This window comes from Streptomyces sp. NPDC058001, assembly GCF_042886315.1.
Lineage (GTDB): Bacteria > Actinomycetota > Actinomycetes > Streptomycetales > Streptomycetaceae > Streptomyces.
Genome location: NZ_JBHVQT010000010.1, coordinates 392822 through 417765 on the forward strand (window position 1 = coordinate 392822; position 24944 = coordinate 417765).

At 71.6% G+C, this 24944-nt stretch carries 20 protein-coding genes and 1 pseudogene; 13 read left to right on the forward strand and 8 right to left on the reverse strand.

Annotated features, from left to right (window positions below):
* Positions 1 to 198: 198 nt before the first annotated feature.
* Positions 199 to 2016 carry a hypothetical protein gene (locus tag ACFVT5_RS26550; RefSeq protein WP_389892907.1) on the forward strand — a complete coding sequence of 606 codons (1818 nt, stop codon included), beginning with the start codon at positions 199 to 201 and terminating at the stop codon, positions 2014 to 2016.
* A 12-nt stretch (positions 2017 to 2028) separates the two neighbouring features.
* Here the strand turns inward: ACFVT5_RS26550 and ACFVT5_RS26555 are convergent, their stop codons facing one another.
* Positions 2029 to 2949, reverse strand: a complete 921-nt coding sequence (locus tag ACFVT5_RS26555; RefSeq protein WP_389892910.1) for a hypothetical protein — start codon at positions 2947 to 2949, stop codon at positions 2029 to 2031.
* A 71-nt stretch (positions 2950 to 3020) separates the two neighbouring features.
* On the opposite strand from ACFVT5_RS26555, the gene ACFVT5_RS26560 reads away from it, so the two are divergent.
* The 5 genes from ACFVT5_RS26560 to ACFVT5_RS26580 all read left to right on the forward strand — a co-directional run bounded on the left by ACFVT5_RS26560 (position 3021) and on the right by ACFVT5_RS26580 (position 9659).
* On the forward strand, positions 3021 to 3953 hold the full coding sequence (locus ACFVT5_RS26560; RefSeq protein ID WP_389892913.1) for a Ppx/GppA family phosphatase: 933 nt from the start codon (positions 3021 to 3023) through the stop codon (positions 3951 to 3953).
* Positions 3954 to 4887: 934 nt separating this feature from the next.
* Positions 4888 to 5712 (forward strand): sugar phosphate isomerase/epimerase family protein, encoded by an 825-nt coding sequence (locus ACFVT5_RS26565; RefSeq protein WP_389892916.1) that lies wholly within the window; start codon positions 4888 to 4890, stop codon positions 5710 to 5712.
* Positions 5709 to 6356, forward strand: coding sequence for a TetR family transcriptional regulator (locus tag ACFVT5_RS26570; protein ID WP_389892919.1), 648 nt, complete (start codon positions 5709 to 5711; stop codon positions 6354 to 6356). The genes ACFVT5_RS26565 and ACFVT5_RS26570 overlap by 4 nt, the downstream gene beginning before the upstream one ends.
* 887 nt (positions 6357 to 7243) lie before the next feature.
* Complete coding sequence (gene ilvD / locus ACFVT5_RS26575; protein WP_389892922.1) at positions 7244 to 9094, forward strand: dihydroxy-acid dehydratase; 1851 nt, start codon at positions 7244 to 7246, stop codon at positions 9092 to 9094.
* Positions 9095 to 9353: 259 nt separating this feature from the next.
* Positions 9354 to 9659: an SH3 domain-containing protein gene (locus ACFVT5_RS26580; RefSeq protein ID WP_389893008.1), complete on the forward strand. Its 306-nt coding sequence runs from the start codon at positions 9354 to 9356 to the stop codon at positions 9657 to 9659.
* A 126-nt stretch (positions 9660 to 9785) separates the two neighbouring features.
* Here ACFVT5_RS26580 and ACFVT5_RS26585 read toward each other — a convergent pair whose 3' ends face one another.
* Complete coding sequence (locus ACFVT5_RS26585; protein WP_389892925.1) at positions 9786 to 12071, reverse strand: PQQ-binding-like beta-propeller repeat protein; 2286 nt, start codon at positions 12069 to 12071, stop codon at positions 9786 to 9788.
* Positions 12072 to 12208: 137 nt separating this feature from the next.
* Between ACFVT5_RS26585 and ACFVT5_RS26590 the strand changes: the two genes are divergently transcribed.
* Both ACFVT5_RS26590 and ACFVT5_RS26595 read left to right on the forward strand, forming a co-directional pair.
* Positions 12209 to 12784, forward strand: a complete 576-nt coding sequence (locus ACFVT5_RS26590) for an EamA/RhaT family transporter (RefSeq protein WP_389892927.1) — start codon at positions 12209 to 12211, stop codon at positions 12782 to 12784.
* Positions 12785 to 12817: 33 nt separating this feature from the next.
* Positions 12818 to 13570, forward strand: coding sequence for a class I SAM-dependent methyltransferase (locus ACFVT5_RS26595; protein WP_389892930.1), 753 nt, complete (start codon positions 12818 to 12820; stop codon positions 13568 to 13570).
* On the opposite strand, the gene ACFVT5_RS26600 is transcribed toward ACFVT5_RS26595, so the two are convergent.
* Positions 13531 to 15081 carry a SulP family inorganic anion transporter gene (locus ACFVT5_RS26600; protein ID WP_389892933.1) on the reverse strand — a complete coding sequence of 517 codons (1551 nt, stop codon included), beginning with the start codon at positions 15079 to 15081 and terminating at the stop codon, positions 13531 to 13533. The genes ACFVT5_RS26595 and ACFVT5_RS26600 overlap by 40 nt on opposite strands.
* Before the next feature lie 331 nt (positions 15082 to 15412).
* Here ACFVT5_RS26600 and ACFVT5_RS26605 point away from each other — a divergent pair, with 331 nt between their 5' ends.
* The 3 genes from ACFVT5_RS26605 (at position 15413) to proC (ending at position 18091) form a co-directional block, all read left to right on the forward strand.
* Positions 15413 to 16309: an ABC transporter ATP-binding protein gene (locus tag ACFVT5_RS26605; RefSeq protein WP_389892936.1), complete on the forward strand. Its 897-nt coding sequence runs from the start codon at positions 15413 to 15415 to the stop codon at positions 16307 to 16309.
* On the forward strand, positions 16306 to 17043 hold the full coding sequence (locus ACFVT5_RS26610) for an ABC transporter permease (RefSeq protein ID WP_389892939.1): 738 nt from the start codon (positions 16306 to 16308) through the stop codon (positions 17041 to 17043). Before ACFVT5_RS26605 ends, ACFVT5_RS26610 begins: the two co-directional genes overlap by 4 nt.
* 238 nt (positions 17044 to 17281) lie before the next feature.
* A complete protein-coding gene (gene proC, locus ACFVT5_RS26615) occupies positions 17282 to 18091 on the forward strand; it encodes a pyrroline-5-carboxylate reductase (protein ID WP_389893010.1) in 810 nt (269 codons plus the stop codon).
* Positions 18092 to 18145: 54 nt separating this feature from the next.
* On the opposite strand, the gene ACFVT5_RS26620 is transcribed toward proC, so the two are convergent.
* From ACFVT5_RS26620 to ACFVT5_RS26630, 3 genes are read right to left on the reverse strand one after another with little or no spacing between them, the layout of a single operon-like run.
* Entirely contained in the window at positions 18146 to 18727 is a 582-nt protein-coding gene (locus ACFVT5_RS26620; RefSeq protein ID WP_389892942.1) for an HAAS signaling domain-containing protein, read from the reverse strand.
* Positions 18724 to 19122, reverse strand: a complete 399-nt coding sequence (locus ACFVT5_RS26625) for a PadR family transcriptional regulator (RefSeq protein ID WP_389892944.1) — start codon at positions 19120 to 19122, stop codon at positions 18724 to 18726. The genes ACFVT5_RS26620 and ACFVT5_RS26625 overlap by 4 nt, the downstream gene beginning before the upstream one ends.
* A gap of 53 nt (positions 19123 to 19175) precedes the next feature.
* Entirely contained in the window at positions 19176 to 20465 is a 1290-nt protein-coding gene (locus tag ACFVT5_RS26630) for an MFS transporter (RefSeq protein WP_389892947.1), read from the reverse strand.
* 58 nt (positions 20466 to 20523) lie between these two features.
* Between ACFVT5_RS26630 and ACFVT5_RS26635 the strand changes: the two genes are divergently transcribed.
* Complete coding sequence (locus ACFVT5_RS26635; protein WP_389892950.1) at positions 20524 to 21501, forward strand: transcriptional regulator; 978 nt, start codon at positions 20524 to 20526, stop codon at positions 21499 to 21501.
* 65 nt (positions 21502 to 21566) lie between these two features.
* Here ACFVT5_RS26635 and ACFVT5_RS26640 read toward each other — a convergent pair whose 3' ends face one another.
* Positions 21567 to 22157 carry a cysteine hydrolase family protein gene (locus tag ACFVT5_RS26640; RefSeq protein ID WP_389892953.1) on the reverse strand — a complete coding sequence of 197 codons (591 nt, stop codon included), beginning with the start codon at positions 22155 to 22157 and terminating at the stop codon, positions 21567 to 21569.
* 266 nt (positions 22158 to 22423) lie between these two features.
* Here ACFVT5_RS26640 and ACFVT5_RS26645 point away from each other — a divergent pair, with 266 nt between their 5' ends.
* Complete coding sequence (locus tag ACFVT5_RS26645) at positions 22424 to 23404, forward strand: GlxA family transcriptional regulator (RefSeq protein ID WP_389893013.1); 981 nt, start codon at positions 22424 to 22426, stop codon at positions 23402 to 23404.
* On the opposite strand, the pseudogene trpS reads toward ACFVT5_RS26645, so the two are convergent.
* Positions 23355 to 24378, reverse strand: a pseudogene (trpS, locus tag ACFVT5_RS26650) (tryptophan--tRNA ligase). The gene ACFVT5_RS26645 and the pseudogene trpS sit on opposite strands and share 50 nt — an antisense overlap.
* Positions 24379 to 24944 lie beyond the last annotated feature (566 nt).

The window sequence follows — 24944 nt, forward strand, 5'->3', positions numbered from 1 at the left end:
CGGCGGCGGCCCGCCGGAAACCGGGAGTTCCGGGGCGTTCCGGCCGCGCTCCGGCCCGTTCCGGCCGCGCTCCGTGAGAGGCCAGGCCACGGAATGGTGGCTTCGTGTCCCCTATCGAGGGATCTGTTCACCCGTAAGGATTAAATGTGCTCAAGTCCCCGGAAGTGCCGTTCAGCGGCACCTACGGTCGCACGGGTGATGAGCAGTTGGACGGAGACCCCCACGCACACCACCGGCGCACACCGGGCGCCAAGGGACGCGCGGAAGCAGGCCGCACCCCGCACCGTGCCCCAGCGCCCGCCCGCGCCCCACGAGCCGTATCTGGACGGCCTGTTCACGTACTGCCTGTCCGTCCTGTGCGACCACGACGCGGCGACCGCGGCCCTGGCCGACGTCCTGGCACTCGCCGAACGACGCGGCGGGCGCGGCCCGGAAGCCGAGACCGATCACAGGGCATGGCTCTACGCCCTGGCCCGCTGGGCCTGTCTGCGCAAGCTGACCGAGGCCAACGAGGCCAACGTGGCCAAGAGGAAACGTCACGCCGCATCCACCGGACCCGCACCGTCGGGCGGCGCCCACGCGCGGGACGGCGGCACCGGCCGCCGTGCGTCTACGCGCGCGGGGCACCGCTCCGACACACCCGCGCCCGCGCCCGTGCCGATGAACGAGGAGACCGAACAGCGGCGGCGCCGCGAACTCGCCCTGCTCGCCTGGCCGGAGGCGGCCGGCACCACACCGGAGCAGCGCGAGGCCCTGGAACTGGCCGTCCGGCACCGGCTCTCCGCGCACGAGGTCGCCGCCGTCACCGGCCTCGAACTCGCCGGCGCCCGGGAACTCCTCGCGTCCGCCGCCTGCGAGGTCGAACGCACCCGCGCCGCTCTCGCCGTAGTCGAGACCGGCACCTGCCCGAGCGTGGCCCGACTCACCGGCGACGACCAACTGCTCCTCGGCACCGCCCTGCGCCGCGAACTCGTCCGGCACGTGGACGACTGCCCGCGCTGCCGCCTCACCGCCGAGCGCGCGTCACCCGGCACCTGGCCCGGCACCGACGCCGGCCCCGACGCGCTCCCCGTGATCCAGGCCCCGCGCGCGGCGCTGCACACCGCCCTGGCCCGTGCGCCCCGCGCGCGTGGCGGTCCCCGTTTCGACCGGCGCGGCTTCCCGATGGACCCCAAGGACCGCGCCGCGCGCCGAGACCGGCTGCGCGCGCGGGCCGTCACCACGACGGTCGTCGCGACGGTGGTGGCCGCCCCCGTACTCGCGCTATGGGCCGCCTACCGCGGCGCCCCGCTGACCGGCGAGGGCACCGACGGACGGTCCGTGACGGCGAGCGACTCGGAAACGCCCGGCGGCTCGGAGGGGGAGCGGACGGGCGACGCGTACGAGAGCGCGGGCAACGCCCGGACGACACCCGATCCGCACTACACCCCCGGGAACGGGTCGCCGGACGTCTCCGTCGAGGTGATCAGCCCCGGGGCGTCGCCCTCCCGCGCCGGGATCGGTCCCGGCAGACTCACCGTGGACGCCCAGCCGAGCGGCCACCTCACCCTCATCACGCTGACGGCGTCCGGGGGTTCACCGGTGAGCTGGTCGGCCCGATCGAACGCCTCCTGGCTCCACCTCAGCCGCGCCTCGGGAACCCTGGCCCCCGGCGAGTCGTTCACGATCCAGGTGTACGTCGACCACCGCGCCCAACCCCGGGGCCACTGGAGCGCGCGGATCGCGATCGACCCCTCCGGCGCGGTGATCCTCGTCGAGGGGTACGGCCGCCGACCGCACCGCCCGCCGCACACCCAGCACCCCGACCCGACACCGACCGAACCGAGCACCCCGTCGAGCCCGGACCCGACACCGACCGATCCCGGCACCCCGTCCGACCCCGGCCCAGGCCCGACCGACCCGGGCACACCCACGAACCCGGAGCCGACCCCGACCGACCCGGGCACCCCGTCCGACCCGGGCGGCTCGGCTCCGCCGTCCGACGGGGGTGCGAGTCCTACGGGGACTGGCGGCTGAGGCCAGGTGTGGTCACGATGTGGTGGTCGCCCGGTCTGTCGGGTCGGCCGGGTCCGCCGGGTGCGGGGCCACGAGCGGGAGCTGGGATGCGAGACGCTGCTCGCAGAGCGCCACCAGGCGGTCGTACCCGGCCTTGCCCATCAGCTCGGTCAGCTCCGCGCGGTAGGACACGTACACCGGGTCGCCCGCACCGTGCGCCGAGGTCGCCGATGTGCACCACCAGTGCAGATCGTGGCCGCCGGGACCCCAGCCCCTGCGGTCGTACTCACCGATCGACACCTGGAGTACGCGGGTGTCGTCGGGCCGGTCGATCCACTCGTAGGTGCGGCGGACCGGAAGCTGCCAGCACACGTCCGGCTTCGTCTCCAGCGGCTCGCGGCCCTCCTTCAGGGCCAGGATGTGTAGCGAGCAGCCCGCGCCGCCGGCGAAACCGGGACGGTTCTGGAAGATGCAGGAACCCTCCCAGCGGCGGGTCTGCCGGTCGCCGTCCTCGTCCTCCTGGGTCCAGCCCGACTCCGTACCCACCCCGTGGTTCTGCCACATCTCCGGTGTGAGCCGTGCCACGTGTCCCGCGACCCGCTTCTCGTCGTCCTTGTCGGAGAAGTGGGCGCCGAGTGTGCAGCACCCGTCGTCCGCGCGGCCCGCCTCGATGCCCTGGCAGCCGCTGCCGAAGATGCAGTTCCAGCGCGAGGTCAGCCAGGTCAGATCGCACCGGAAGATCTGCTCGCCGTCCGACGGGTCAGGGAACTCGACCCAGGCACGGGCGAAGTCCAGGCCCTGTTCGTCGGGGGCCCCGGCCTTCTTCCGCGACTTCGTCACCGCGGGCACCGTCGCGTCCTTCAACGCCTTACCCACCTTCCGGTCCTTACCGGCCTTGCCGGAAATACCGGAACTGCCGGGATTGCTGTTCTTCGCCTTTTTCGTCTTGGGCACGTCTCCAGGGTATGCGCGCGGGAGGGCTCCCGCGGACGTCGCAGTGTCGCCCGAGCAGTAGCGTTCCGTTCATGAGACTCGGTGTCCTCGACGTGGGTTCGAACACAGTGCATCTGCTCGTGGTGGACGCCCACCCGGGTGCCCGGCCGCTGCCCGCGCACTCGCACAAGGAGGAGCTGCGGCTCGCCCAACTCCTGGACGCACAGGGTGCCATCGGCCCGGAGGGTGTCGAGCAGCTGATCTCCACCCTGCACGACGCGCTCCAGGCCGCCGAGGACAAGGGTGTCGAGGATCTGCTGCCGTTCGCGACGTCCGCGGTGCGGGAGGCGACCAACGCGGACGAGGTACTGGCCCGGATCACCGCCGAGACCGGGGTCGCGCTTCAGGTTCTCACCGGTGCGGAGGAGGCCCGGCTCACCTTTCTCGCCGCCCGGCGCTGGTTCGGCTGGTCCGCGGGGAAGCTTCTGGTCCTCGACATCGGCGGCGGGTCGCTGGAGATCGGGTACGGGATGGACGAGGAGCCGGACGCGGCCGTGTCGCTGCCGCTGGGCGCCGGGCGGCTCACCGCCGGGTGGCTGCCCGGGGATCCCGCCGATCCGGCGGATGTGCGGGCGCTGCGGCGGCATGTGCGGGCGCAGATCGCTCGGACCGTGGGGGAGTTCGCGCGGTTCGGGAAGGCGGATCACGCGGTGGCGACGTCGAAGACGTTCAAGCAGTTGGCGCGGTTGGCCGGCGCCGCCCGGACCGCGGACGGCCTGTACGTGCAACGGGAGCTGAAGCGGGAGTCCCTTGAGCACTGGGTCCCACGGCTCGCCGCCATGACCGTGGCGGAACGGTCCGAACTCCCCGGCGTCTCCGACGGCCGCGCCAACCAGCTCCTGGCCGGCGCCCTGGTCGCCGAGGGAGCCCTGGACCTCTTCGGCCTGGAATCAGTGGAAATCTGCCCCTGGGCCCTAAGAGAGGGAGTAATCCTCCGCCGCCTGGACTCCCTACCGGACCTGTAACCCCCGACGACGCCGACTGAGCACCGCTGCGACGGGAAAGAAGCGGGGCGCAGTGCCCCAGCCGGGCTCCGAGACGGTCGACCCGCCGGGCTCGCACCGGGTGCCTGGCGCAACCCGCGACGGCCCCCGCCGGGAGGCAAGGCGGCCGACCCGCCGGGGTCGTTCTCGCCGCCGCAGCGGCATTCGGCCCCCGTGCCGGGTGCCCGGCAGAATCCGCGACGGCCCCCGGCCTGGCGAGGCAGTCGATCCGCCAGGGTCATTTCCTTCCGCCGGAGCGCCGCTCGGCCCCGGCGCGGGGTGTCCGGCGGTATCCGTGACGGGCGGTCGACCCGCCGGGGGTCATTCCTCCCCGCCCCAGCGGTGCTCAGCCACGGTGCCGGGTGTCCAGCGGAATCCACGGCGGCCCTCGCCGGGGGGCAAGGCGGTCGACCCGCCAGGGTCATTTCCTTCCGCCGCGACGGCCCCCGCCGGGAGGCAAGGCTCTCGACCTGCCGGGGTCGTTTCTTTCCGCCGTAGCAGTGCTCGGCTCCCGTACCGGGTGTCCGGCGGATTCCGAGACAGCCTCCGCCGGGAGGCAGGGCCGTCGACCCGCCAGGGTCGTTTCTTCCCGCCGCAGCGGCGCTCAGCCCCCGCGTCGGGTGTCCGGCGGAATCCGTGACGGCCTCCGCCGGGGGGCAAGGCGGTTGACCCGCCAGGGTCATTTCCTTCCGCCGCAGCGGCGCTCAACCCCCGCGTCGGGTGTCCGGCGGAATCCGCGACGGCCCCCGCCGGGGGCAAGGCGGCATCCCCCCCGACCGCCCCCCCCGCCGGGGCAGGGCGCCCGCCCCGCAGGGGCGCCCCCGCCGGAGGTACCGGGGGCGTCCCCCGGTCCAGCCCCGGGGCGCCGGGACCGTCCCCCCGGTCCAGCCGCGCAGCGCCCCGTACGCTGTCCCTCGTGGCAGAACCAGTCGTGCGGATCCCGGATGCGAAGGTCGCGTTGTCGACGGCCTCCGTGTACCCGGAGTCCACGGCGACCGCCTTCGAGATCGCCGCGCGGCTGGGATTCGACGGCGTCGAGGTCATGGTCTGGACCGACCCCGTCAGCCAGGACATCGAGGCCCTGCGCCGTCTCTCCGACTACCACCGGGTCCCCGTACTGGCGGTGCACGCCCCCTGTCTCCTGATCACCCAGCGCGTCTGGTCCACCGACCCCTGGACGAAGCTCCAGCGCGCCAGGACCGCCGCCGAGAAACTCGGCGCCTCCACCGTCGTGGTGCACCCCCCCTTCCGCTGGCAGCGCCAGTACGCCCGCGACTTCGTCCGTGGCATGTGGCGCATGGCCGGCGAGACGGACGTACGGTTCGCCGTCGAGAACATGTACCCCTGGCGCTACCGCGACCGCGAGATGCTCGCGTACGCACCCGACTGGGACCCCACCACCGAGGACTACCGGCACTACACGATCGACCTCAGCCACACCGCGACCGCCCGCAACGACGCGCTCGCCATGGTCGGCCGTATGGGCGACCGTCTCGGCCATGTCCACCTCGCCGACGGCACCGGATCCGGCAAGGACGAACACCTCGTACCGGGCCGGGGCAACCAGCCCTGCGCCGAGGTTCTGGAACGCCTGGCGACCATTGGCTTCGATGGCCATGTCGTCATCGAGGTCAACACGCGCCGCGCGATGTCCAGCGCCGAGCGCGAGGCCGACCTCGCCGAGGCCCTCGCCTTCACCCGGCTCCACCTCGCGTCGGCCGTCAAGGCCAACCGCTCATGACCGGCACCGGCAAGGACACCGGCAAGGGCAGCGCCCCCCGCCGTCGAGGCCGTCCCACCCGCGAGGAGACGGCCGACGGACCGGACACCCGCGAACGCATCCTGCGCACCGCCCGCGAGGAGTTCGCCCAGCGCGGCTACGACAAGACATCGGTACGGGGTATCGCCAAGGCCGCCGGGGTCGATCCGGCGCTGGTCCACCACTACTTCGGTACCAAGGACGAGATCTTCGCGGCGGCCATCGAGGTGTCGTTCGAACCGGCACTCATGCTCACCACCATCCTCGGGCGCGGCAGCGAGGGCATCGGCGAGCGGCTGGCCCGCAACTTCCTCGGCATCTGGGAGAACCCGGCCACCCGCGCCCCCCTGCTCGCCGTCATCCGATCCGCGCTCACGCATGAGGCGGCGGCGAAGGTCCTACGCCAGTTCGTCCTACGCCAACTCCTCGAACGCATCGCCCGCGACCTGGACGTACCCGACCCCAGATTCCGCGCCGAACTGGCCGCCTCCCACATGATCGGCATCGCCATCCTGCGGTACGTGATCCGAGTGGACCCCTTGGCCACGGCCGACCCGGAACACATCGTGACGATGGTCGCCCCCACCCTCCAGCGCTACCTGACCGACCCCAACCCCCACCCCTGACCCAACGGGGCCACTTCTTCCCGCCGCAACGGCGCCCGGCTCCGGCGACCTGGCCCGGCGGCGCCTTCCGGCCCGGCCAGGGGACGTTCGCCCCGACCTTCGGCAAGGTGATGGCCGGTCCCGACCAAGCCAGGGGCACTTCTCCCCGCCGCAATGGCGCCCGGATCCCGCGATGTGGCAGACGGTTCCCTTCGCCTCGTCCACAGGGCTCCCGCCCCGGCCTTCGGCAGGGCGGTGGCGGGTCCCGACCTGGGAGGGTCGCTTGTTCCCGCCGCAGTGGCGTCCGGCTCCGGCGATGTGGCCCGGCGTTGCCTTCCGGCCCGGCCAGGGGACGTTCGCCCCGGGCCTCCGGCAAGGTGATGGCCGGCCCCGACCGCCAGGGTCACTCATTCCCCCCGCAATGGCGCCCGGCTCCCGCGGATGTGGCCGACGGTTCCTTTCGCCTCAGCCAGAGGGCTCCCGCCCCGGCCTTCGTAGGGCGGCGGCCGGCCCTGACCCACCCCGGTCGCTTCTTCCCGCCGCAACGGCGCCCCGCCCCGACGATGTGCCCCGGCGGTGCCCTCCCGCCCCGTCCCCGTCCGGCACCGACCCGGCAGGGTCATCCACCGCGCCGCCCCGCCCCCGCCCCGCCCGGGTCAACTCCCCGCCCCACCCCCACCCACCACAAACTCGCCCTCCACCCAAACCACCCCGCCACCCCCGAACCCCCTCCCACCCCCGGAGGACCCCCATGAGACAGTCATCCCAAATGTCGGACCTCGCCCCACCCCCACCCCCCACGGGCGTACGCTCGGCACAAGTTGTTTTGTCTCATCCATCATTCCCACCTCACATAAGCCCCCGCTCACCCGCGCGGCTGAGCGCCGGCCCCGAAGGAGCGAGCGACGATGCCCGAGCTGAGGTCTCGCACAGTCACCCATGGCCGCAACATGGCGGGCGCCCGCGCCCTGATGCGGGCGTCCGGGGTAGCCAGTGAGGACATCGGCAAGCCGATCATCGCGGTCGCCAACTCCTTCACCGAGTTCGTGCCGGGCCACACCCACCTCCAGCCGGTCGGCCGGATCGTCAGCGAGGCGATCAAGGCGGCCGGTGCCGTCCCGCGCGAGTTCAACACCATCGCGGTGGACGACGGCATCGCTATGGGCCACGGCGGAATGCTCTACTCACTGCCGTCCCGCGACCTGATCGCGGACTCGGTCGAGTACATGGTCGAGGCGCACTGCGCGGACGCCCTCATCTGCATCTCCAACTGCGACAAGATCACCCCCGGCATGCTGATGGCGGCGCTCCGCCTCAACATCCCCACGATCTTCGTCTCGGGCGGCCCGATGGAGGCCGGTCAGACCACGCTGGTCGACGGCACGGTCCGCAAACTGGACCTGATCAACGCGATCAGCGACGCCGTCAACGAGAACGTGTCGGACGAGGACATCCTCCGTATCGAGGAGAACGCCTGCCCGACCTGCGGCTCCTGTTCCGGCATGTTCACGGCCAACTCGATGAACTGCCTGACCGAGGCCATCGGCCTCTCGCTCCCCGGCAACGGCTCGGTCCTCGCCACCCACACCGCCCGCAAGGCGCTGTACGAGCGGGCCGGCGCCACCGTGGTCGAGCTGACGAAGCGGTACTACGAGCAGGACGACGACTCCGTCCTACCGCGCAACATCGCGACGTACGCCGCGTTCGAGAACGCCATGGCCCTCGACATCGCCATGGGCGGCTCCACGAACACGATCCTGCACCTGCTGGCCGCCGCCCAGGAGGCCGAGGTCGGCTACGACCTCACCGACATCGACGCCGTGTCCCGCCGCGTCCCCTGCCTGGCCAAGGTCGCGCCGAACGTCGCGCCGACGACCACGTACTACATGGAGGACGTGCACCGCGCGGGCGGCATCCCGGCGATCCTCGGGGAGCTGTACCGGGGCGGGCTGCTCAACGAGGACGTGCACACCGTCCACGCGCCGTCCATCAAGGAGTGGCTGGACGCCTGGGACATCCGCAGCGGCTCCACGGCGGACGACGCGGTGGAGCTGTGGCACGCGGCCCCCGGCTGTGTCCGCTCCGCCCAGGCGTTCTCGCAGTCCGAGCGCTGGGACACCCTCGACACGGACGCGGCGAACGGCTGCATCCGTGACGTCGCCCACGCGTACTCGCAGGACGGCGGTCTGGCCGTACTCAAGGGCAATCTCGCCGTCGACGGCTGTGTCGTGAAGACGGCCGGCGTCGACGAGTCGATCTGGACCTTCGAGGGTCCGGCCGTGGTCTGCGAATCCCAGGAGGAGGCCGTCGACAAGATCCTCCGCAAGGAGATCACGCACGGCGACGTCGTCGTCATCCGCTACGAGGGTCCCAAGGGCGGCCCAGGTATGCAGGAGATGCTCTACCCGACGTCGTTCCTGAAGGGCCGCGGCCTCGGCAAGTCCTGCGCGCTGATCACCGACGGCCGTTTCTCCGGCGGAACGTCGGGCCTGTCCATCGGGCACGCCTCGCCGGAGGCCGCGTCGGGCGGCACGATCGCGCTCGTCGAGGACGGCGACCGTATCCGCATCGACATCCCGAACCGCACGATCGACCTCCTCGTGGACGAGGCGACCCTCGCCGAGCGCCACGCGGCGCTGGCCGGTGTGTTCGAACCGAAGAACCGCGACCGCAAGGTCTCGGCCGCGCTGCGGGCGTACGCGGCGATGGCCACGAGCGCCGACAAGGGCGCGGTGCGCGATGTGAGCAAGCTCGGCTGATACTCCCGGCCGGGCGGAAGCGGACTCCGCACCCCCGGAAATACGGGCTTTTTCGCGCCCCTCATCGTGCAACTGTTCGCCGATGGGGGGCGTCCGTATGGAGTGAGTAAAGACAACGGGCGGCACTCCGGCCCCGTACGAGCACCCGTACCACTGGCCGGATCCCGCCCATCGCGCTCCACGGGGGGAGAGAACCATGAGCGAGAACATCACGGCACCAGAGCCCACGACGCGGGCCGAGGCGAATACCGACATCGACATGGACATCGACATCGAGGCCGGACCGGTCGCGGTCGGCGTCGACGTCACCACCCTGGCCGCCGCCGCGACGACCTACCCGGTCGTCGCCGACGTCAATGTCCGCTCAGGGCCCGGCACCCAGTACGCCAAGGTCGGCAGCCTCGCCGCCGGTGCCCGGGTGAGCATCGGCTGCCAGACTTCGGGCCAGTCCGTCACGGGCCCCCTGGGGACCTCCGCCATCTGGGACCGCATCGGCTCCGGCCGCTATGTGTCCGACACCTACATCCGCACCGGCAGCGACGGATACGTGGCGCCGCGCTGCTGACCGTCGTCACCACGTCAACAACGTCACCGGACCACGTCAACAACGTCACGGGCCGCCGGGACCTCAGCCGGTCCTCGGCGGCCCTCAGCAGGTCCTAGGCGGCCCTCAGCTGCTCTTCGTCGGCCCTCAACCGCTCTTCGGCGGCTCGGCCGTGTCGAAGGAGAACATCGTGTTCTCGCCCGCCGCGACCACCAGCGCACGGCCCGCGATCGTCACCCGAGGGGTGGCGGCCACCTCCCCGCTGACGCTGTCCGCGCGCGGGTCGGTGCCCCACAGCAGGGTGCCGTCGCGCGCGTCGAGTGCGGCGACCCGCCCGCTCGTGGAGCTGAAGTAGACGACCCCGTGCGCCGCGACGGGCCCGGACGCGGACTCGGCGGCGGTCTGCGTGGTCCACCGTTCCTTCCCGTTCGCCGGGTCGACCGCGGTGACCCGGCCGGTCGCCCCGGTGAAGTACAGGGTGCCGCCCGCGAACCCCGCCGTCGTACCGGAGTACCGCTTCAGCGGGAACGCGGTGACGCGGCCGGTCGCCGGGTCGATCCGGATCACCTTCGCCCAGCCGTCGAACCCCGCGCCCACCCGGCGCTCCTGGAGCAGCACCGGGCGCCCGGCGACGGTGCCCATGGGCTGCGCCCGCTCCCCGATCTCCATCGCGGCGCCGAGCGCGCCGGTCTTCGGGTCGAGCGTGTGCACGGTGGCGCTCCTGACCTCGCTCGCGTCGGTCTCCGTCCGGGGCGCGCACATCGCGAACGGGGTGGCGCCCGCCATGAACGGCACGCACTCCGTACCGGCACGGAAGGGGCTCGTCCACAACACCGTGCCGTCGCGCGCGGAACGGGCCTCGATCCGGGACCGGTCCGCGTCCACGTACAGAACCGTGGAGCCGGCCATGACGGCGAAGAGGGACTGCCCGGTGAGGACGGCCGCGTGGCCGTTGACCCGGGTGCTCCATCGCTCGCGGCCCTTGTCGGCCGAGAGGCCCACGATCTCGAACCGGTCGGAGTTGTCGGCGGGGAGCCGGTAGCCGACGACCGCGTCCTCGGTGGCGCCCACCAGGTGCACGCCCTGCATCGGCACACCGGGGCTGGTGCGGCGCCAGACCTCCGTGCCGTCCGACGTCCGCAGCCGGGTGGCGAGGACGCCGCCGCCTCCGCAGTACACGGCGGTGCCGTGCGCCACACAGCGCAGTTCGTCGGCGATGTCCTGCCCGCCGCGCACGGTCCGCAGCCAGGGCCGGAACCCGTCCGGCAGCGCGGCCCCGGTCGGGGTCGCGATCCGGCTGTCCGACGTGGTCCGGTCGTCGGCCATCGGCTCCTGCGCGTCCGCGCCCCCACCGGACTTCATCAAGGTGGCCCCGGCCACGATGGCGGCCACGGCGACGACGACGGCCATGACGGTACGGCGGCGGGTGCGGGCGATGCGCCGGGGCAGCCGGGACCGAAGCGCGGGCACGCGGGAGCGGGAGGAGGAGTCGGAGTGGTGGGTCCGGTCCGTGTCCTCCGCCGACGGCCGTGTGTCCGGCGTGTCCGGCTGCGAGTCCGGTCGCGCGTCCGGACAGGTGTCCTCGTCGACCTTCGCCGTACCGGACTCCTCGGCGGTCGGACCGAGATCCTCCGGCAGGGCCCTCAGCTGTGCCAGCAACTCGTCGGCGGACGGCCGCCCCTCCGGGTCCTTGGCCAGACAGGGTTCGACGATCTCGCGCAGCATCTCCGGCACGGCACCCAACTCCGGCGCCTCGTGCACGACTTGATACGCCGTCATATACGGGCTGTCCGCGTCGAAGGGGCCCTGCCCGGTGGACGCGTAGACCAGCAGCGTCGCCAGCGAGAACACGTCGGACCGGGGCCCGACGCCACGCGGTGACTGCAACTGCTCGGGCGACATGAACGGTGGCGTACCTATCACGCGGCCCGTCATGGTGAGCGTCTGGTGCCCCGCCGCGCGCGAGATGCCGAAGTCGATGACGCGCGGCCCGTCCGGCGAGAGCACGACATTGGACGGCTTCAGATCGCGGTGCACCACGCCCGCGCGGTGGATCTCACGCAGCGCCTCGGCCAGCCCGATCGCGAGGGTCCGCAGCTCGGCCCCGGTCAGCGCGCCGGCCTCGGCGATCCGCTGCGCGAGTGTCGGACCCGAGATGTACGCGGTGGCCATCCACGGGTGGTCGGTCTCCGGATCGGCGTCGACCACGGCCGCGGTGAACACACCGCTGACCCGGCGGGCCGCCGACACCTCCTGCCGGAAGCGGATGCGGAACTCCTCGTCGTCCGCGAACTGCCGGTGGATCAGCTTGATCGCGACGGGCCGTCCGGACGCCGTACGCGCCAGATAGACCGTGCCCATCCCACCCGCGCCGAGTCGTTTCTCCAGCGGGTAGCCGCCGATCGATTCCGGGTCCCCTCCCCGCAGTTGCACCGCCGTCCACCTCCCCCATCGCTTTCGTTCCGTGCCGTCGGCTCTGAACAAACTAGCGGTTCGGGTCCGGGGGGTGGGCACCGCCGGGGCGGTAGGGCCAGCTCCGGATGTACGGGACCTGAGGTGATAATCGACGCGTGAGCGAACATTCCGGAACCCGCGAACGGCCCACCGACGCCCCGGCCACCCCCGCTGCCCCCGCGACCAACGATGCCCGCGCCGCCGACCCGCCCGCGCCTTCGGCCACCCCGGCGGGCCCCCGGCCGGAACCCCTCCGCTTCTTCGGCACGACCTGGCTGCGGCACGACGGCGGCTACGCGGCCCGGCGCACCGCCGCCGCCACCGTGTCGCTGCTCGCGGCCGTCGCGGGCTGTCTGATCCTGCGGTTCGCCTTCCAGGGGCTGACGATCGCGGCGGTCAGTTCCTTCGTGAGCGTCCTGACCGTGGTCATGTTCGCGATCTGCGGCGCCCTCGCGTTCCGCCGCACCTGGCAGGGGTTCGTCAAGCGGCCCGAGCCGGACGCGCAGGACGCGTTCCGTGGTCTGCTCGCCTTCGGGTTCATCGGCAGCCTCCTCGCGTACTCCGTGCGCTGCCTAGTCGAGGCCCCGGGCGAGGGCCTGCGGCGCGCCGAGTACGAGGAGGCCCTGGTCCAGTACGAGCGCCGCGGCAGCCGCCGTACCGGGAACCCGGCCAGGAAGCGGCCCAAGGGCTGACGCACGGTGGTGGGGCCCGCGAGGATGGCCGGCATGACCGCCACGTCCCGCGCCCACTCGTTCAACGCCGCCGCCGCCCAGTACGCCGCCAACCGCCCCTCGTACCCGCCCGCCCTCTTCGACGCCGTGGAGGACCTCGCGGGCCGTCCACTGAAGGGCGCCCGCGTGGTCGACGTAGGCGCGGGCACCGGGATCGCGACCGCCGCGCTGTACGCGCGCGGGGCCCGGGTCGTCGCCGTGGAGCCGGGCGACGGCATGACCGCCGAGTTCCGCCGCGCCCTGCCCGTCGTGCCGATCGTGCGCGGCGACGGCAACGCCCTGCCGATCGCGGACGCCTCCGCCGACTTCCTCACCTACGCCCAGTCCTGGCACTGGACCGACCCGGAACGCTCCGTTCCGGAGGCCGTCCGGGTGCTGCGGCCCGGTGGCGCGCTCGCCCTGTGGTGGAACGTGTCGGACCGGGCCGTTCCGTGGATCGCCGCCCAGGAGGCCCGTATCCAGCGGAGGTTCGGCGCGGGCACCGGCGCCCACGGCAGCGCCGAACGCACCCATGGGCTGTCCGGCGCAGTGGACTTCGTACGGCACAAGGTGTCCTGGAGCCGCCGGGTCCCGCTCGACACGCATCTGGCGAATCTGGGCAGCCGCTCGACATTCCTGGTCCTCGGCGAGGAGGGCACGGCGGACATCCTCGCCGAGGAGCGGGCGGAGCTGACGCGGGTCTTTCCGGACGGGGTGGTGGAGGAGGTCTACACGGTCGACCTCTTGCTGGCACACCGCCCGTCCTGACCACCGGCGGCCTCGTCCGCGCCTGTGCCTGTGGCTATGCCTGTGCCTGTGCCTGTGCCTGTGACTGTGCCTGTGGCTATGTCTGTGGCCGTGCCCGCACCGGTGGCTGTGTCGCCGGCCTTGTCCATGGGCGGCCGACCCAGCTCCCACCGCTCAAGCGCCGCCTCGCACGCGTGGTCCACATGCCGCAACCCGCCGACGTCCAGCCGTACGGCACGGTCGGCGGGTAGGGACTCCAGGGCGTCGAGCAGTTTGGGCAGCCGCAGGAAGGTGGCGTTGCCGGTGACCCGTACGACGAGCCCCGCCGCGCCCCGGTCCACCGTCTCGACGTGCACATGGCTGATGTCCCACGCCGTCTTGGCCACGGCGAGCGCGAGCCCGATCAGGACACCTTCGAACAGGTTCCCGACGACGATCGCCCCGGCCGTCACCGCGAGGATCACGGCCTCACCGCGATGCGCCCGCCACAGCGGCCTCAGCTCCCGTACGGGGACGAGCTTGCAGCCCGCGTGCACCAGCAGCCCGGCCGGCGCGGCCACGGGGATGAAGCCGAGCAGCGCGGGCAGCAGCGCGGCGAACAGGAGCAGCCACATCCCGTGCAGGATCCGCGACGCCTTGGTACGGGCGCCGGCGCGGACGTTGGCCGCGCTGCGCACGATCACCGCGGTCATCGGCAGCGCGCCGAGCAGCCCGCAGACGGTGTTGCCGGCGCCCTGGGCGACGAGTTCCCTGTCGTAGTCGGTACGCGGTCCGTCGTGCAGCCGGTCGACGGCCGCCGCGCTGAACAGCGACTCGGCGGACGCGATCAGCGCGAAGGCGAGAACCGTGCCGATGACGCCCACTTCCGTGAGCCGCCCGGGATCCGACGGCAGTCGTACGGCGTCGAGCAGCGCCCCCACCTCGATCCGGCGTACCGGCAGGTCGAGCAGCGCGGTCGCGGCGGACGCGAGCCCGACGGCGACGAGCGGCGCGGGCAGCGGTCGCGCGGCGCGGCGCCACCGGGGCCAGAGGGTCAGTACGGCGACGGTGCCGCAGCCGATGCCGAGGGCGAGGGGGTCCGCGAGGCCCGCGAGTCCGGGCAGACCGGTGAGTTTCGCGAGGCCGGACGCGGGCGCGGGTGCGTCGGCCATGGCGTACACCTGGCCCGCGACCAGGACCAGGCCGATCCCGGCGAGCATGCCGTGCACGACGGCGACCGACACGGCACGGAACCAGCGGCCGAGCCGGGCCACGCCGAGCGCGACCTGCACCAGACCGGCGCCGAGCACGAGCAGCCCGAGCGAACCGAGGCCGTACGTGCGCACCGCCTCGTACACGAGCACCGTCAGCCCGGCGGCGGGCCCGCTGACCTGAAGGCTGCTGCCGGGCAACGCACCGGCGACGAGCCCACCGACGATCCCGGTGATCAGCCCCAACTCGGCGGGCACACCGGAGGCCACGGCGACCCCGACACAGAGCGGCAGAGCGACAAGAAAGACGACGAGGGACGCGGCCAGGTCGCCGGAAATCATGGACGATATCCGCCCGTACGAGACACACATGAGGGAGCACCTCCGGGTAGGGGGTGCGTGGGTACCGGTCGGTGGGGGACGTTACGGCACTGAAATCCATTGTCGGCAAGGGGAGTTGCGGGGGGCGGGGGTGGGGTGTTGCGGATGTGTGACGGCGGGAGTGCGGAGACGGCAAGGGCGCGCACCCTGCGCGGGGCTCGGCCCCGATCCCTTCCGACGCGCCCCCGCCGTACGGCACACCGTCCACGCCCCTTGCTGGAGGTGCCCTTTCCCGCCCTTGGTGGCGCGCGGTCGGTTGACGCGTGACCCACTCCGGAGGATTATTCATCACATGATGAATTATGCGAGCCGCCCGCAGGGCACCCCACCCGACGGCGCCCCACCCGCACAGGCGAGCGCCAGCGTCACCGCAGCCGACCTCACCGTCGTCAGAGGCACCCGCACTGTCCTCCGGAACATCGGGTTCACGGTCCCCCGAGGGCAGATCACCGGTCTCCTCGGGCCCTCCGGCTGCGGCAAGTCGACCCTGATGCGCGCGATCGTCGGCACGCAGGCCAAGGTCACCGGCACCCTGGACGTCCTGGGTCACCCGGCGGGAGCCAAACCCCTCCGCTCCCGCGTCGGATACGTGACCCAAGCCCCCTCGGTCTACGACGACTTGACGGTGCGTCAAAATCTGGAGTACTTCGCCGCGATCCTGGACCCGGGCCGCCCGGCGGCGGAACGTCGCCGTCAGCACGTCACCCGCGCCATCGACGACGTAGACCTCACCTCGCACACCGACGCCCTCGCCGGCAACCTCTCCGGTGGCCAGCGCAGCCGCGTATCGCTCGCCGTCGCCCTTCTCGGCACCCCCGAACTGCTCGTCCTGGATGAGCCGACCGTCGGCCTGGACCCCGTACTCCGCCGCGACCTCTGGAACCTCTTCCACGCGCTCGCCGCCGACCGCGAGGTCACCATCCTGGTCTCCTCGCATGTCATGGACGAGGCCGAACGCTGCCACCGCCTGCTCCTCATGCGCGAGGGCGAGATCCTCGCCGACGACACCCCGGACGCCCTGCGGCACCGGATGGACACCGAGACCGTCGAGGACGCCTTCCTGCGCCTCGTGGACGAGGCCGCCGCCATGACAGCGAGCGGCACCACCACCGAAGACACCGCGGGCGGCACCACCACCGAAGGCACAGCGGGCGGCACCACCGCCAAGGACAAGGAGCCGGCCCGATGAACCTCTCCCGCACCCTCGCCACGGCGGCCCGCGTCCTGCGCCAGCTCCGCCACGACCCGCGGTCCATCGCCCTGATGATCCTCGTACCGTGCCTGATGCTCTTCCTGCTCCGCTACGTCTTCGACGGCAGCGCCCGCACCTTCGACGCCATCGGGGCCTCGCTGCTCGGCATCTTCCCGCTGATCACGATGTTCCTGGTCACGTCCATCGCGACCCTCCGCGAACGCACATCCGGCACCCTCGAACGCCTCCTCGCCCTGCCCATCGGCAAGGCCGACCTCATCGCCGGATACGCCCTCGCCTTCGGCGCCGTCGCCGTCGTCCAGTCCGTCCTCGCCACCGCGCTCGCCGTGTGGGGCCTCGGCCTCGACGTCACCGGCTCCACCTGGCTCCTGCTGCTGGTGGCCCTGCTCGACGCCCTGCTCGGCACGGCACTCGGCCTGTTCGTCTCGGCCTTCGCGGCCTCCGAGTTCCAGGCGGTCCAGTTCATGCCGGCGGTGATCTTCCCCCAACTGCTCCTGTGCGGCCTGTTCACCGCCCGCCCGAACATGCAACCGATCCTTGAGGCCATCTCCAACGTCCTGCCCATGTCGTACGCCGTCGACGGCATGAACGAAGTCCTCCAGCACACCGACGTCACCGGCAATTTCGTACGCGACGTAGCGGTCGTGGCGGGCTGCGCGCTCCTTGTCCTGGGCCTCGGCGCGGCGACCCTACGGCGCCGGACGGCTTGAGAGACGTACGGGGGCCGGGCGCCCGGGGCCGAGGGGGGCGAGGGGGGTCGGGGGGTCGGGTCCAGGGTGCCGGGGAGTCCGGAGGGTCGGGGAGTCCAGGGCGCCGGGGAGTCCAGGTAGCCGGGAGTCGGGGAGTCCGGGGGGTCGGCGGGAGTTCTGCGAGGATGGAAACCGGATCACGCACGCACCACGTACCACGCACCACGAACCCGAAGCCCGAAGGGCACCGCTCATGAGCCTGAGCCACAAAGTCGCAGTCCTCGGCACCGGAAAGATCGGCGAAGCCCTGCTCAGCGGCATGATCAGGGGCGGCTGGGCGCCGGCCGACCTGCTGGTCACGGCCCGCCGCGCGGAACGCGCCGAGGAACTCCGCACCCGGTACGGCGTCACCCCCGTGACCAACCCGGAGGCCGCGAAGACCGCCGACACCCTGATCCTCACGGTCAAGCCGCAGGACATGGGCTCACTCCTGGACGAACTCGCCCCGCACATCCCCGTGGACCGCCTGGTCATCAGCGGCGCGGCCGGCATCCCCACCACGTTCGTCGAGGAACACCTGCCCGACGGCACACCGGTCGTCCGCGTCATGACGAACACACCCGCCCTGGTCGACGAGGCGATGTCCGTCATCTCGGCGGGCAGCCACGCCACCGCCCGGCACCTCGAACTCACCGAGAAGATCTTCGGCGCGGTCGGCAAGACGCTCCGGGTCCCGGAGACCCAGCAGGACGCGGCGACCGCCCTCTCCGGCTCCGGTCCCGCCTACTTCTTCTACCTGGTCGAAGCCATGACCGACGCCGGAATCCTCCTGGGTCTGCCCCGCGACAAGGCCCACGAACTCATCGTCCAGGCCGCGATCGGCGCCGCCGTGATGCTCCGCGACAGCGGCGAACACCCCGTCAAACTCCGCGAGAACGTCACGTCCCCGGCCGGCACGACGATCAACGCCATCCGCGAACTGGAGAACCACGGCGTACGCGCCGCCCTCATCGCCGCCCTCGAAGCGGCCCGCGACCGCAGCAGGGAACTGGCCTCCGGCACCAGCTGATCACCATCCGATCGCCAACTGATCAGCAACTGATCATCAGCGTAAGGGGGTTGCTCAGGCGCGCTTGGTGCGCCACAGCCACCCGCAGCCGACCACCGTCAGCACGAACACCAGGGCGACGGCCGTCCACCGCAACACGCCGGGCGGAGCGCTGTCGGCGGGGGCGATGAAGACCGCGTACCACGTGACATGGGCGACCACGGGGACGAAAACGGTCAGCGTGAGGCCGATCCACTTCCGGGCCGCCGTCCAGTGGGCGGAACGGCACACCATCACGACGGCCGTGATCCGCAGGGCGAGTGAGAGAAGGGCCCAGATGCTCCCCGCATAAGGCAGCACCATGCCGACCAACAGGAGCGCGATCGGCAGCCACGCGGGGGAGCGGCGCCGGCGCGGCTTGCGTATCCGGGTGCCGGGGGTGTCGCCGAGTTCCTGGAGCGCGGTGGCGGCGATCGTACGGGGGTCGCCCACCTCCTGAAGGATCTCGCGGACACTGCCGGGCCGTTCGGCGAGCGCGACCTCGATGTGTTCACCCAGATCGGCGATGAGTTCCTGACGGGCGGCCGGCGGCAGCGCCGAACTCTCACGCTCGACCACGGCGAGATAGTCCCGGACGAGGGTGTCGTCGGTCTTCATGGCTGTGCCTTTCCAGATGGATCATGGTCCTGATGCCCGCCGCGCGGTGTGACGAGGCGGTCGACGGCGTCACGGAACCCCGGCCATATCCCGGCGAACTCCCTGAGCGCCGCATGCCCGGCCTCCGTCAGTTCGTAGTACCGCCGCGGCGGACCGGATACGGACTCCCGCCAGGTGGTGACGACGAGGTCGTCCCGCCGCAACCGTGACAGCAGTGGGTAGACCGTCCCCTGACTGGTCGCCAGGGCGCCGGTGTCCTGCAACTCACTCAGCAGCTCGACCCCGTACCGGGGCCCGTCACGCATCAGAGCCAGGACGCAGTACTCCAGAACCCCTTTACGGAGCTGGCTCTCGACCTTCTCCGGCGCCTGGCGACTTGCCTTACCGCGTTCCATGCATAGCAAAGTACCAGGCGCTTCGAACTACTCGGCACGGGGGAGGGGGAGGTTCAGGGCGCGGTCGGCGGCGTTGCGGGGGGCGTCGCGGTCGGGGGCGTCGGCGCGGGCAAGGGCGTACTCGGGTTCGGCTTCGGCTTCGGGTTGGGGTTGGGGTTGGGGTTCGGACTCGGATTGGGGTGCGGACTCGGGTTCCGGAGCCCTCGTGCCAACACCACGGTCACCGCCACCGAAAGCCCCGCCATCACCGCCATCGCCGTCGCCGGTGACGTCACCTGGGCCACCGTGCCTGCCAGCGCCGCGCCCACTCCCTGCATCGTGAGCATCCCGGCCGAGTGCAGCCCCAGCGCATGGCCGCTCAACTCGTCCGGCGTCAGCGCCATCAACCGGTCCTGGAGCAACAGCGTCGCCGCGAACCCGATCGACGCGAGCGTCACCGCCACCGCCGCCACCGACAACCCCGGGTCCAGCGCGAACACCAGATATGGCGCCGCCAGCAACAACCGCAACGGCGCGTCCAGCCGCCGCCGCCACCCCTGCGGTACGAACCGTCCCGCCACCGTGTCCCCGACCAGCATCCCCAGCGCCGCGAACGCGAACAACAACCCCGCATGCTCCGGCGAGTACGGCACGAACATCGACTCGCACCCCACGATCAGCCCATTCGGCACCCACAACGCGAGATACACGTACCGCCGAGGCCGCGACGACAACAGCACCACATTGCCCCGCCAACTCTCCCGCGCCGACACCCGCCCCACCGCCCTCGCCGTCCGCGCGCTCAGCCCGCACCGCGCCACCACCGCCGACCCCAGATACAGCACGGCCCCCACCATCAGCCCACCGCGCGGCGACAGCGCGCTCACCAGCACACCGCCCACCGCATACCCGCACACCTGCATCAGCCCGACCGACATGTTCATCACCGACCGCCCGAGCAGAAACCCCTCGCGCGCGAGGATCTCGTTCAGCAGCCCATACGTCACCCCACCCCCCACCGACGCCGCGACCCCCAACGTCAGCACGATCGCGAACACCCCCCACACCGGCAGCCCCGGCACCGCCTGCGCCGCCGTCCCCACCCCGAACAGCAACCCGAGCCCCGTCAACGCCGCCCGCGGTGCCAACCGGTCCGCCGCCGACAACAACAGCGTCGCCCCCACCACCTGCGCCAACGACGGCCCGAACATGCTCAGCGCCGCCAACAACGGCGACCCCGTCGCCCCGTACACCAGCGTCCCCAACGCCAGCCCACTCACCGTCGACGCCGCGACCTTCAACGTGCTCGTCAGGAACAACGGCCTGAACTCCGGCGCCCCGAACAACTCCCGATACGTCCGCATGGCCGGAGTCTCAGCCGCCCACCCCGAGAGCGTTACTGTTTCGCGAGGAGGCGAAATCATGGGCTGGTGGCAGATCACCGCGGACACCCTCGCGAGCAGCCGCTTCGTCCTCTCCCCCCTCGCCGAGGCCACCTCCGCCCTCATCGCCCTCGAACGCGGCGAACCGTCCCACCCCGGCGACCACACCTGGTTCACCACCCACCGCCCCGCCTACCGCGACCGCCTCGCCGCCGACCCCGTCACCGCCCTCCTCATCCGCTCCGCCCTCGGCCACTCCTGGCTCGCCGACTTCCTCACCCCCACCCCCACCGGCATCGGCGACCCCACCTTCCACGACGAACTCGCCGCCGTCCGCGCCACACCCCCCGAAGCTGCCCGCACCCACCTCACCGTCTCCCTCGCCGGCCCACTCCCGGCCCGCCTCCACCGCACCGACCTGCCCGAACGCACCGCCGACCTCCTCGACTGGGTCTGGACCGAAACCGTCCTCCCCTACTGGCCACGCCGCCGCCGCATCCTCGAAGCCGACGTCGTCGCCCGCATCCAGCACCTGTCCCAGGGCGGCTGGGCCGCCGCCATCGGTGGAATGCGCCCCGGCATGCGCTGGCTCGGCGAAAGCCGCCTCCAGGTCAACGCCCACGAGTACCCGCCCCGCGACCTCACCGGCTCCCAACTCTTCTTCGTCCCCGTCACCCCACCCCACGGCTGGGTCTCCTGGGACTCCGGCCGACGCCACGCCGTGGTCTACCCCTGCTCAGGCGCCCTCGCCGACCCCCTCACCCCCACCACCTCCGCACCCGAGAGCCTGCGCCGCCTCCTCGGCCCCGGCCGCGCCGCCGTCCTCGCCCTCCTCGACGCCCCGAAGAGCACCACCCAACTCGTCGCCCTCACCGGCCAGGGCCTCGGCTCGGTCGGCCGCCACCTCAAGGTCCTGCACGACGCCCACCTCATAGCCCGCCGCCGCACCGGCCGCTCGGTCCTCTACTACCGCACCCCGACCGGCGAAACCCTGATCCACACCCAGCCCCCGACCTGACCGGACACCCCGCCCACCCGCACCGGGTGCCCAGCCACCCTGACCCGATCCCGGCTACGCCCCGGCTATGCCCCGGCCGCGCCCGCAAGCACCTCCTCCGTCCTGACCACCCTCGCGAAACCCCCACCGTGCAGCGACACCGCCGTGGCCCGCGCCAACTCCTCCGCACTCAGCCGCCAGCCGAACGGCCCCTCCAGATCGAACGTGTACGTCGCATCCCACGCGAACACCACGTCGTACCCCAGATTCCCGCCCATCCGCGCCGTCGTCTCCGCGCACTGGTTCGTCTGGATCCCGGTCACGACGATCTGCGAGATCCCCGCCTCCTCGAGCCAGGCGTCCAGATCCGGCGTCCCGTAGAAGGCCGAGTTCACACTCTTCGTCACATACAGCTCCGCCGCGTCCCCTTTCCCACGCCGCTCCTCGACGTACTCCTTGAGGTCATTGCCCTCCTGCCCCCGCCGCAACGGGGACCCGGACGACACCGAGTCATTCCGTACGAACACGACCGGCCGTCCCGTCGCCTGCCAGGTATCGATCAGCGAGGCGATGTTGTCGTCGGCCTCCGGATTGTTCCGAGGCCCCCAGAAGCCCGGCTCCTCGAAGCCCTTCTGCACGTCCACCACGATCAGTGCCGCATTTCCTGTGATCTCCATACGGACGATCCTGCCGCCCCGCAGCACCGCACCCCAGAGCCACAAAAGTCAGCGATCGATGGTTTACTGCCACCGTGCCCGCCCCACTGACGCCACCTACCCTCACCGCCGAGCCCCCGCTCGCCGAGCCCTCCCCAGCCGAGATCGGCACAGCTGAGACCCGCACGACCGAGGCCCGCGCGGAGGGCACCTCCGCCGAGGCGGCACCCACGGGGAACCCCCGTGCTGAAGCCCCCCGCGCCGAGGGCACTCCCGCCCCCCAACGCATCGCCCTCCTCGCCTTCCCCGGCATCCGCGCCTTCGATGTCTCCGTCATCACGGAGGTCTGGGGCACCGACCGCACCGACCGTGACGTACCCGCATTCGACCTGCGGCGAGTCGCCACCGACCCCGCGCCCGTCCCCATGCGCGGCTCCCTCACCCTCACCCCCGATCGCACTCTCAGCTGGCTGTCCCGCGCCGACCTGGTCGTCGTCCCCGGTCTCGACGACCACCTCACGCCCGCACCGGAACCGGTACTCGCGGCACTCCGCCGCGCCCACGCACGCGGCACCACGATCGCGGCCCTCTGCGGCGGCGCCTTCACGCTCGCCCAGGCCGGCCTACTGGACGGCCGCCGCGCCATCACGCACTGGAACCTCGTCGATCTCTTCCGCGCCCATCACCCCCTCGTCACCGTCGAACCCGACGCCCTGTTCTTCGAGGACGCCAATATCTGGACCGCCGCGGGCACCGCTGCCGGCATCGACCTGTGCCTGCACCTGGTCCGACTGAGCCACGGAGCCGAGGCAGCCGCGGCCATCGCCCGATCGATGGTCACCGCCCCCTTCCGCACCGGAACCCAGGCTCAGTTCATCGAGCACCCCACACCCCGCGCCGACCGCGACGCCGATGCCCTCGCCTCCGTCCGCGCATACGCCATCCATCACCTCCATGAACCGCTCACCGTCGCCGACCTCGCCCACCGGGCCGGCATGTCACCGCGCTCCTTCGCCCGTCACTTCACCTCCGCGACCGGCACCACCCCTCTCCGCTGGCTCCTCGACCAGCGCATCGCCGCAGCCCAGAAACTTCTCGAACGCACCGACCTCCCCATGCCCGAGATCGCCCACCGCACGGGCTTCGGCAGCGAGGTCACGATGCGTCAGCACTTCGCATCGCGCCTCGCCACCAGCCCCCGCTCCTACCGCGCCTCCTTCAGGCAGGCGGGAGAAGACCGATCGTTCGGTAGGCAGCGTCGACCATAGGTCTGGCCATCGCCCTGGCCTTCTCCGCTCCCCGCCGCAACACCTCCTCCACATACGCGGGATCAGCGACCAGTTCCTTGTGCCTCTGCTGCACGGGCCTCAGCAGCTCCACCACGGCGTCGGCGGTGTCCTTCTTCAAAGCCCCGTACGTAGTGAGTACACCGCTCAGGTCCTCGGGGTTCCCACCTGACGCACCCGAGTTCCGGGCCGCCTCGCACGCGGCAAGGATCTCCAGCAGATTCGAGACTCCGGGCTTGGCCTCCGGGTCGTACACGACCTCCTGCCCGCTGTCCGTCACGGCCCGCATGATCTTCTTGCGCACCACGTCCGGCTCGTCCAGCAGATAGATGATCCCGGCGGCGTTCTCGTGGGACTTGCCCCATCTTCGACCTCGGCTGCTGAAGATCCATCACCCGCGCCGCCACCTCCGGATGCGTGGCCCGCGGCACCACGAACGTATGTCCGTACCGCTGGTTGAACCGGATCGCCAGATCCCGCGTCAGCTCGACATGCTGCGTCTGGTCGTCCCCCACCGGAACCTCGTCCGCCGCATAGGCCAGGATGTCCGCCGCCATCAGCACCGGATACGTCAGCAGCGACAGCCGCACACTCCCGCCCCGCTCGCGCTCCCGCGCCGACTTCTCCTTGTACTGGATCATCCGCCGCATCTCACCGTCGTTCGCGACGCACTCCAGCAGATAGGAGAGCCGGGCGTGCTCGTCCACATGGCTCTGCACGAACACGGTGCACTGCTCGGGATCGAGGCCGGCCGCGAGCAGCAGCGTCGCCGCCTGCCGACTGAGCCGCAGCACCCGCCCGGGATCGTGATCCACGGTCAGGGCGTGCAGATCGACCACGCAGAACAGTGAGTCGGAGCGGTACTGATCGACCTGGGCCCACCGTCGCACGGCCCCCAGATAGTTCCCCAGCGTCAGATGCCCTGTCGGCTTGATCCCACTGAAGACCCGTGTCATCTCTCCACCTCCTGGTCGGGCCGCCGCTACCCGCCGACCGGGCTCCGGGACTCCAGGGGGAGAACGAGAAACGGCCGCCGGGGCGGCGGCCGTTGAGCGCATGCGTGAACTCGGCCGCCTGTCAGGCGGCCCACCACTGCTGGGTGTGCGCATGCGTAGTCACGCCGCCAACAGTACGCGTGAGGGCCCGACTCGGCAGCGAGTTGACACACTTCCCTCGCCTACGTAATGTTCTCCGGGCTGTCCGACGTGAGCGCCGACTCCGGTCGGTCCCCGGACAGTCATTCCGCACCAACCAACTAGCGATCGACGATCCGTCGTCGGTTCGTTTCCTTGCGTTTTTGCGAAATGAGGAATCCGCGTTCGAGGAACGCAGCCCGATTAGCTCGGGAGCTGAGATTCCGCTAAAGTCTCACTCGTCGGAACGGCCCAACAGCCGAGAAGACGAACCCCGCTGACTGGGAATCAGGACCGAAAGGGTCTGATAGAGTCGGAAACACCGAAGGGAAGCCCGGAGGAAAGCCCGAGAGGGTGAGTACAAAGGAAGCGTCCGTTCCTTGAGAACT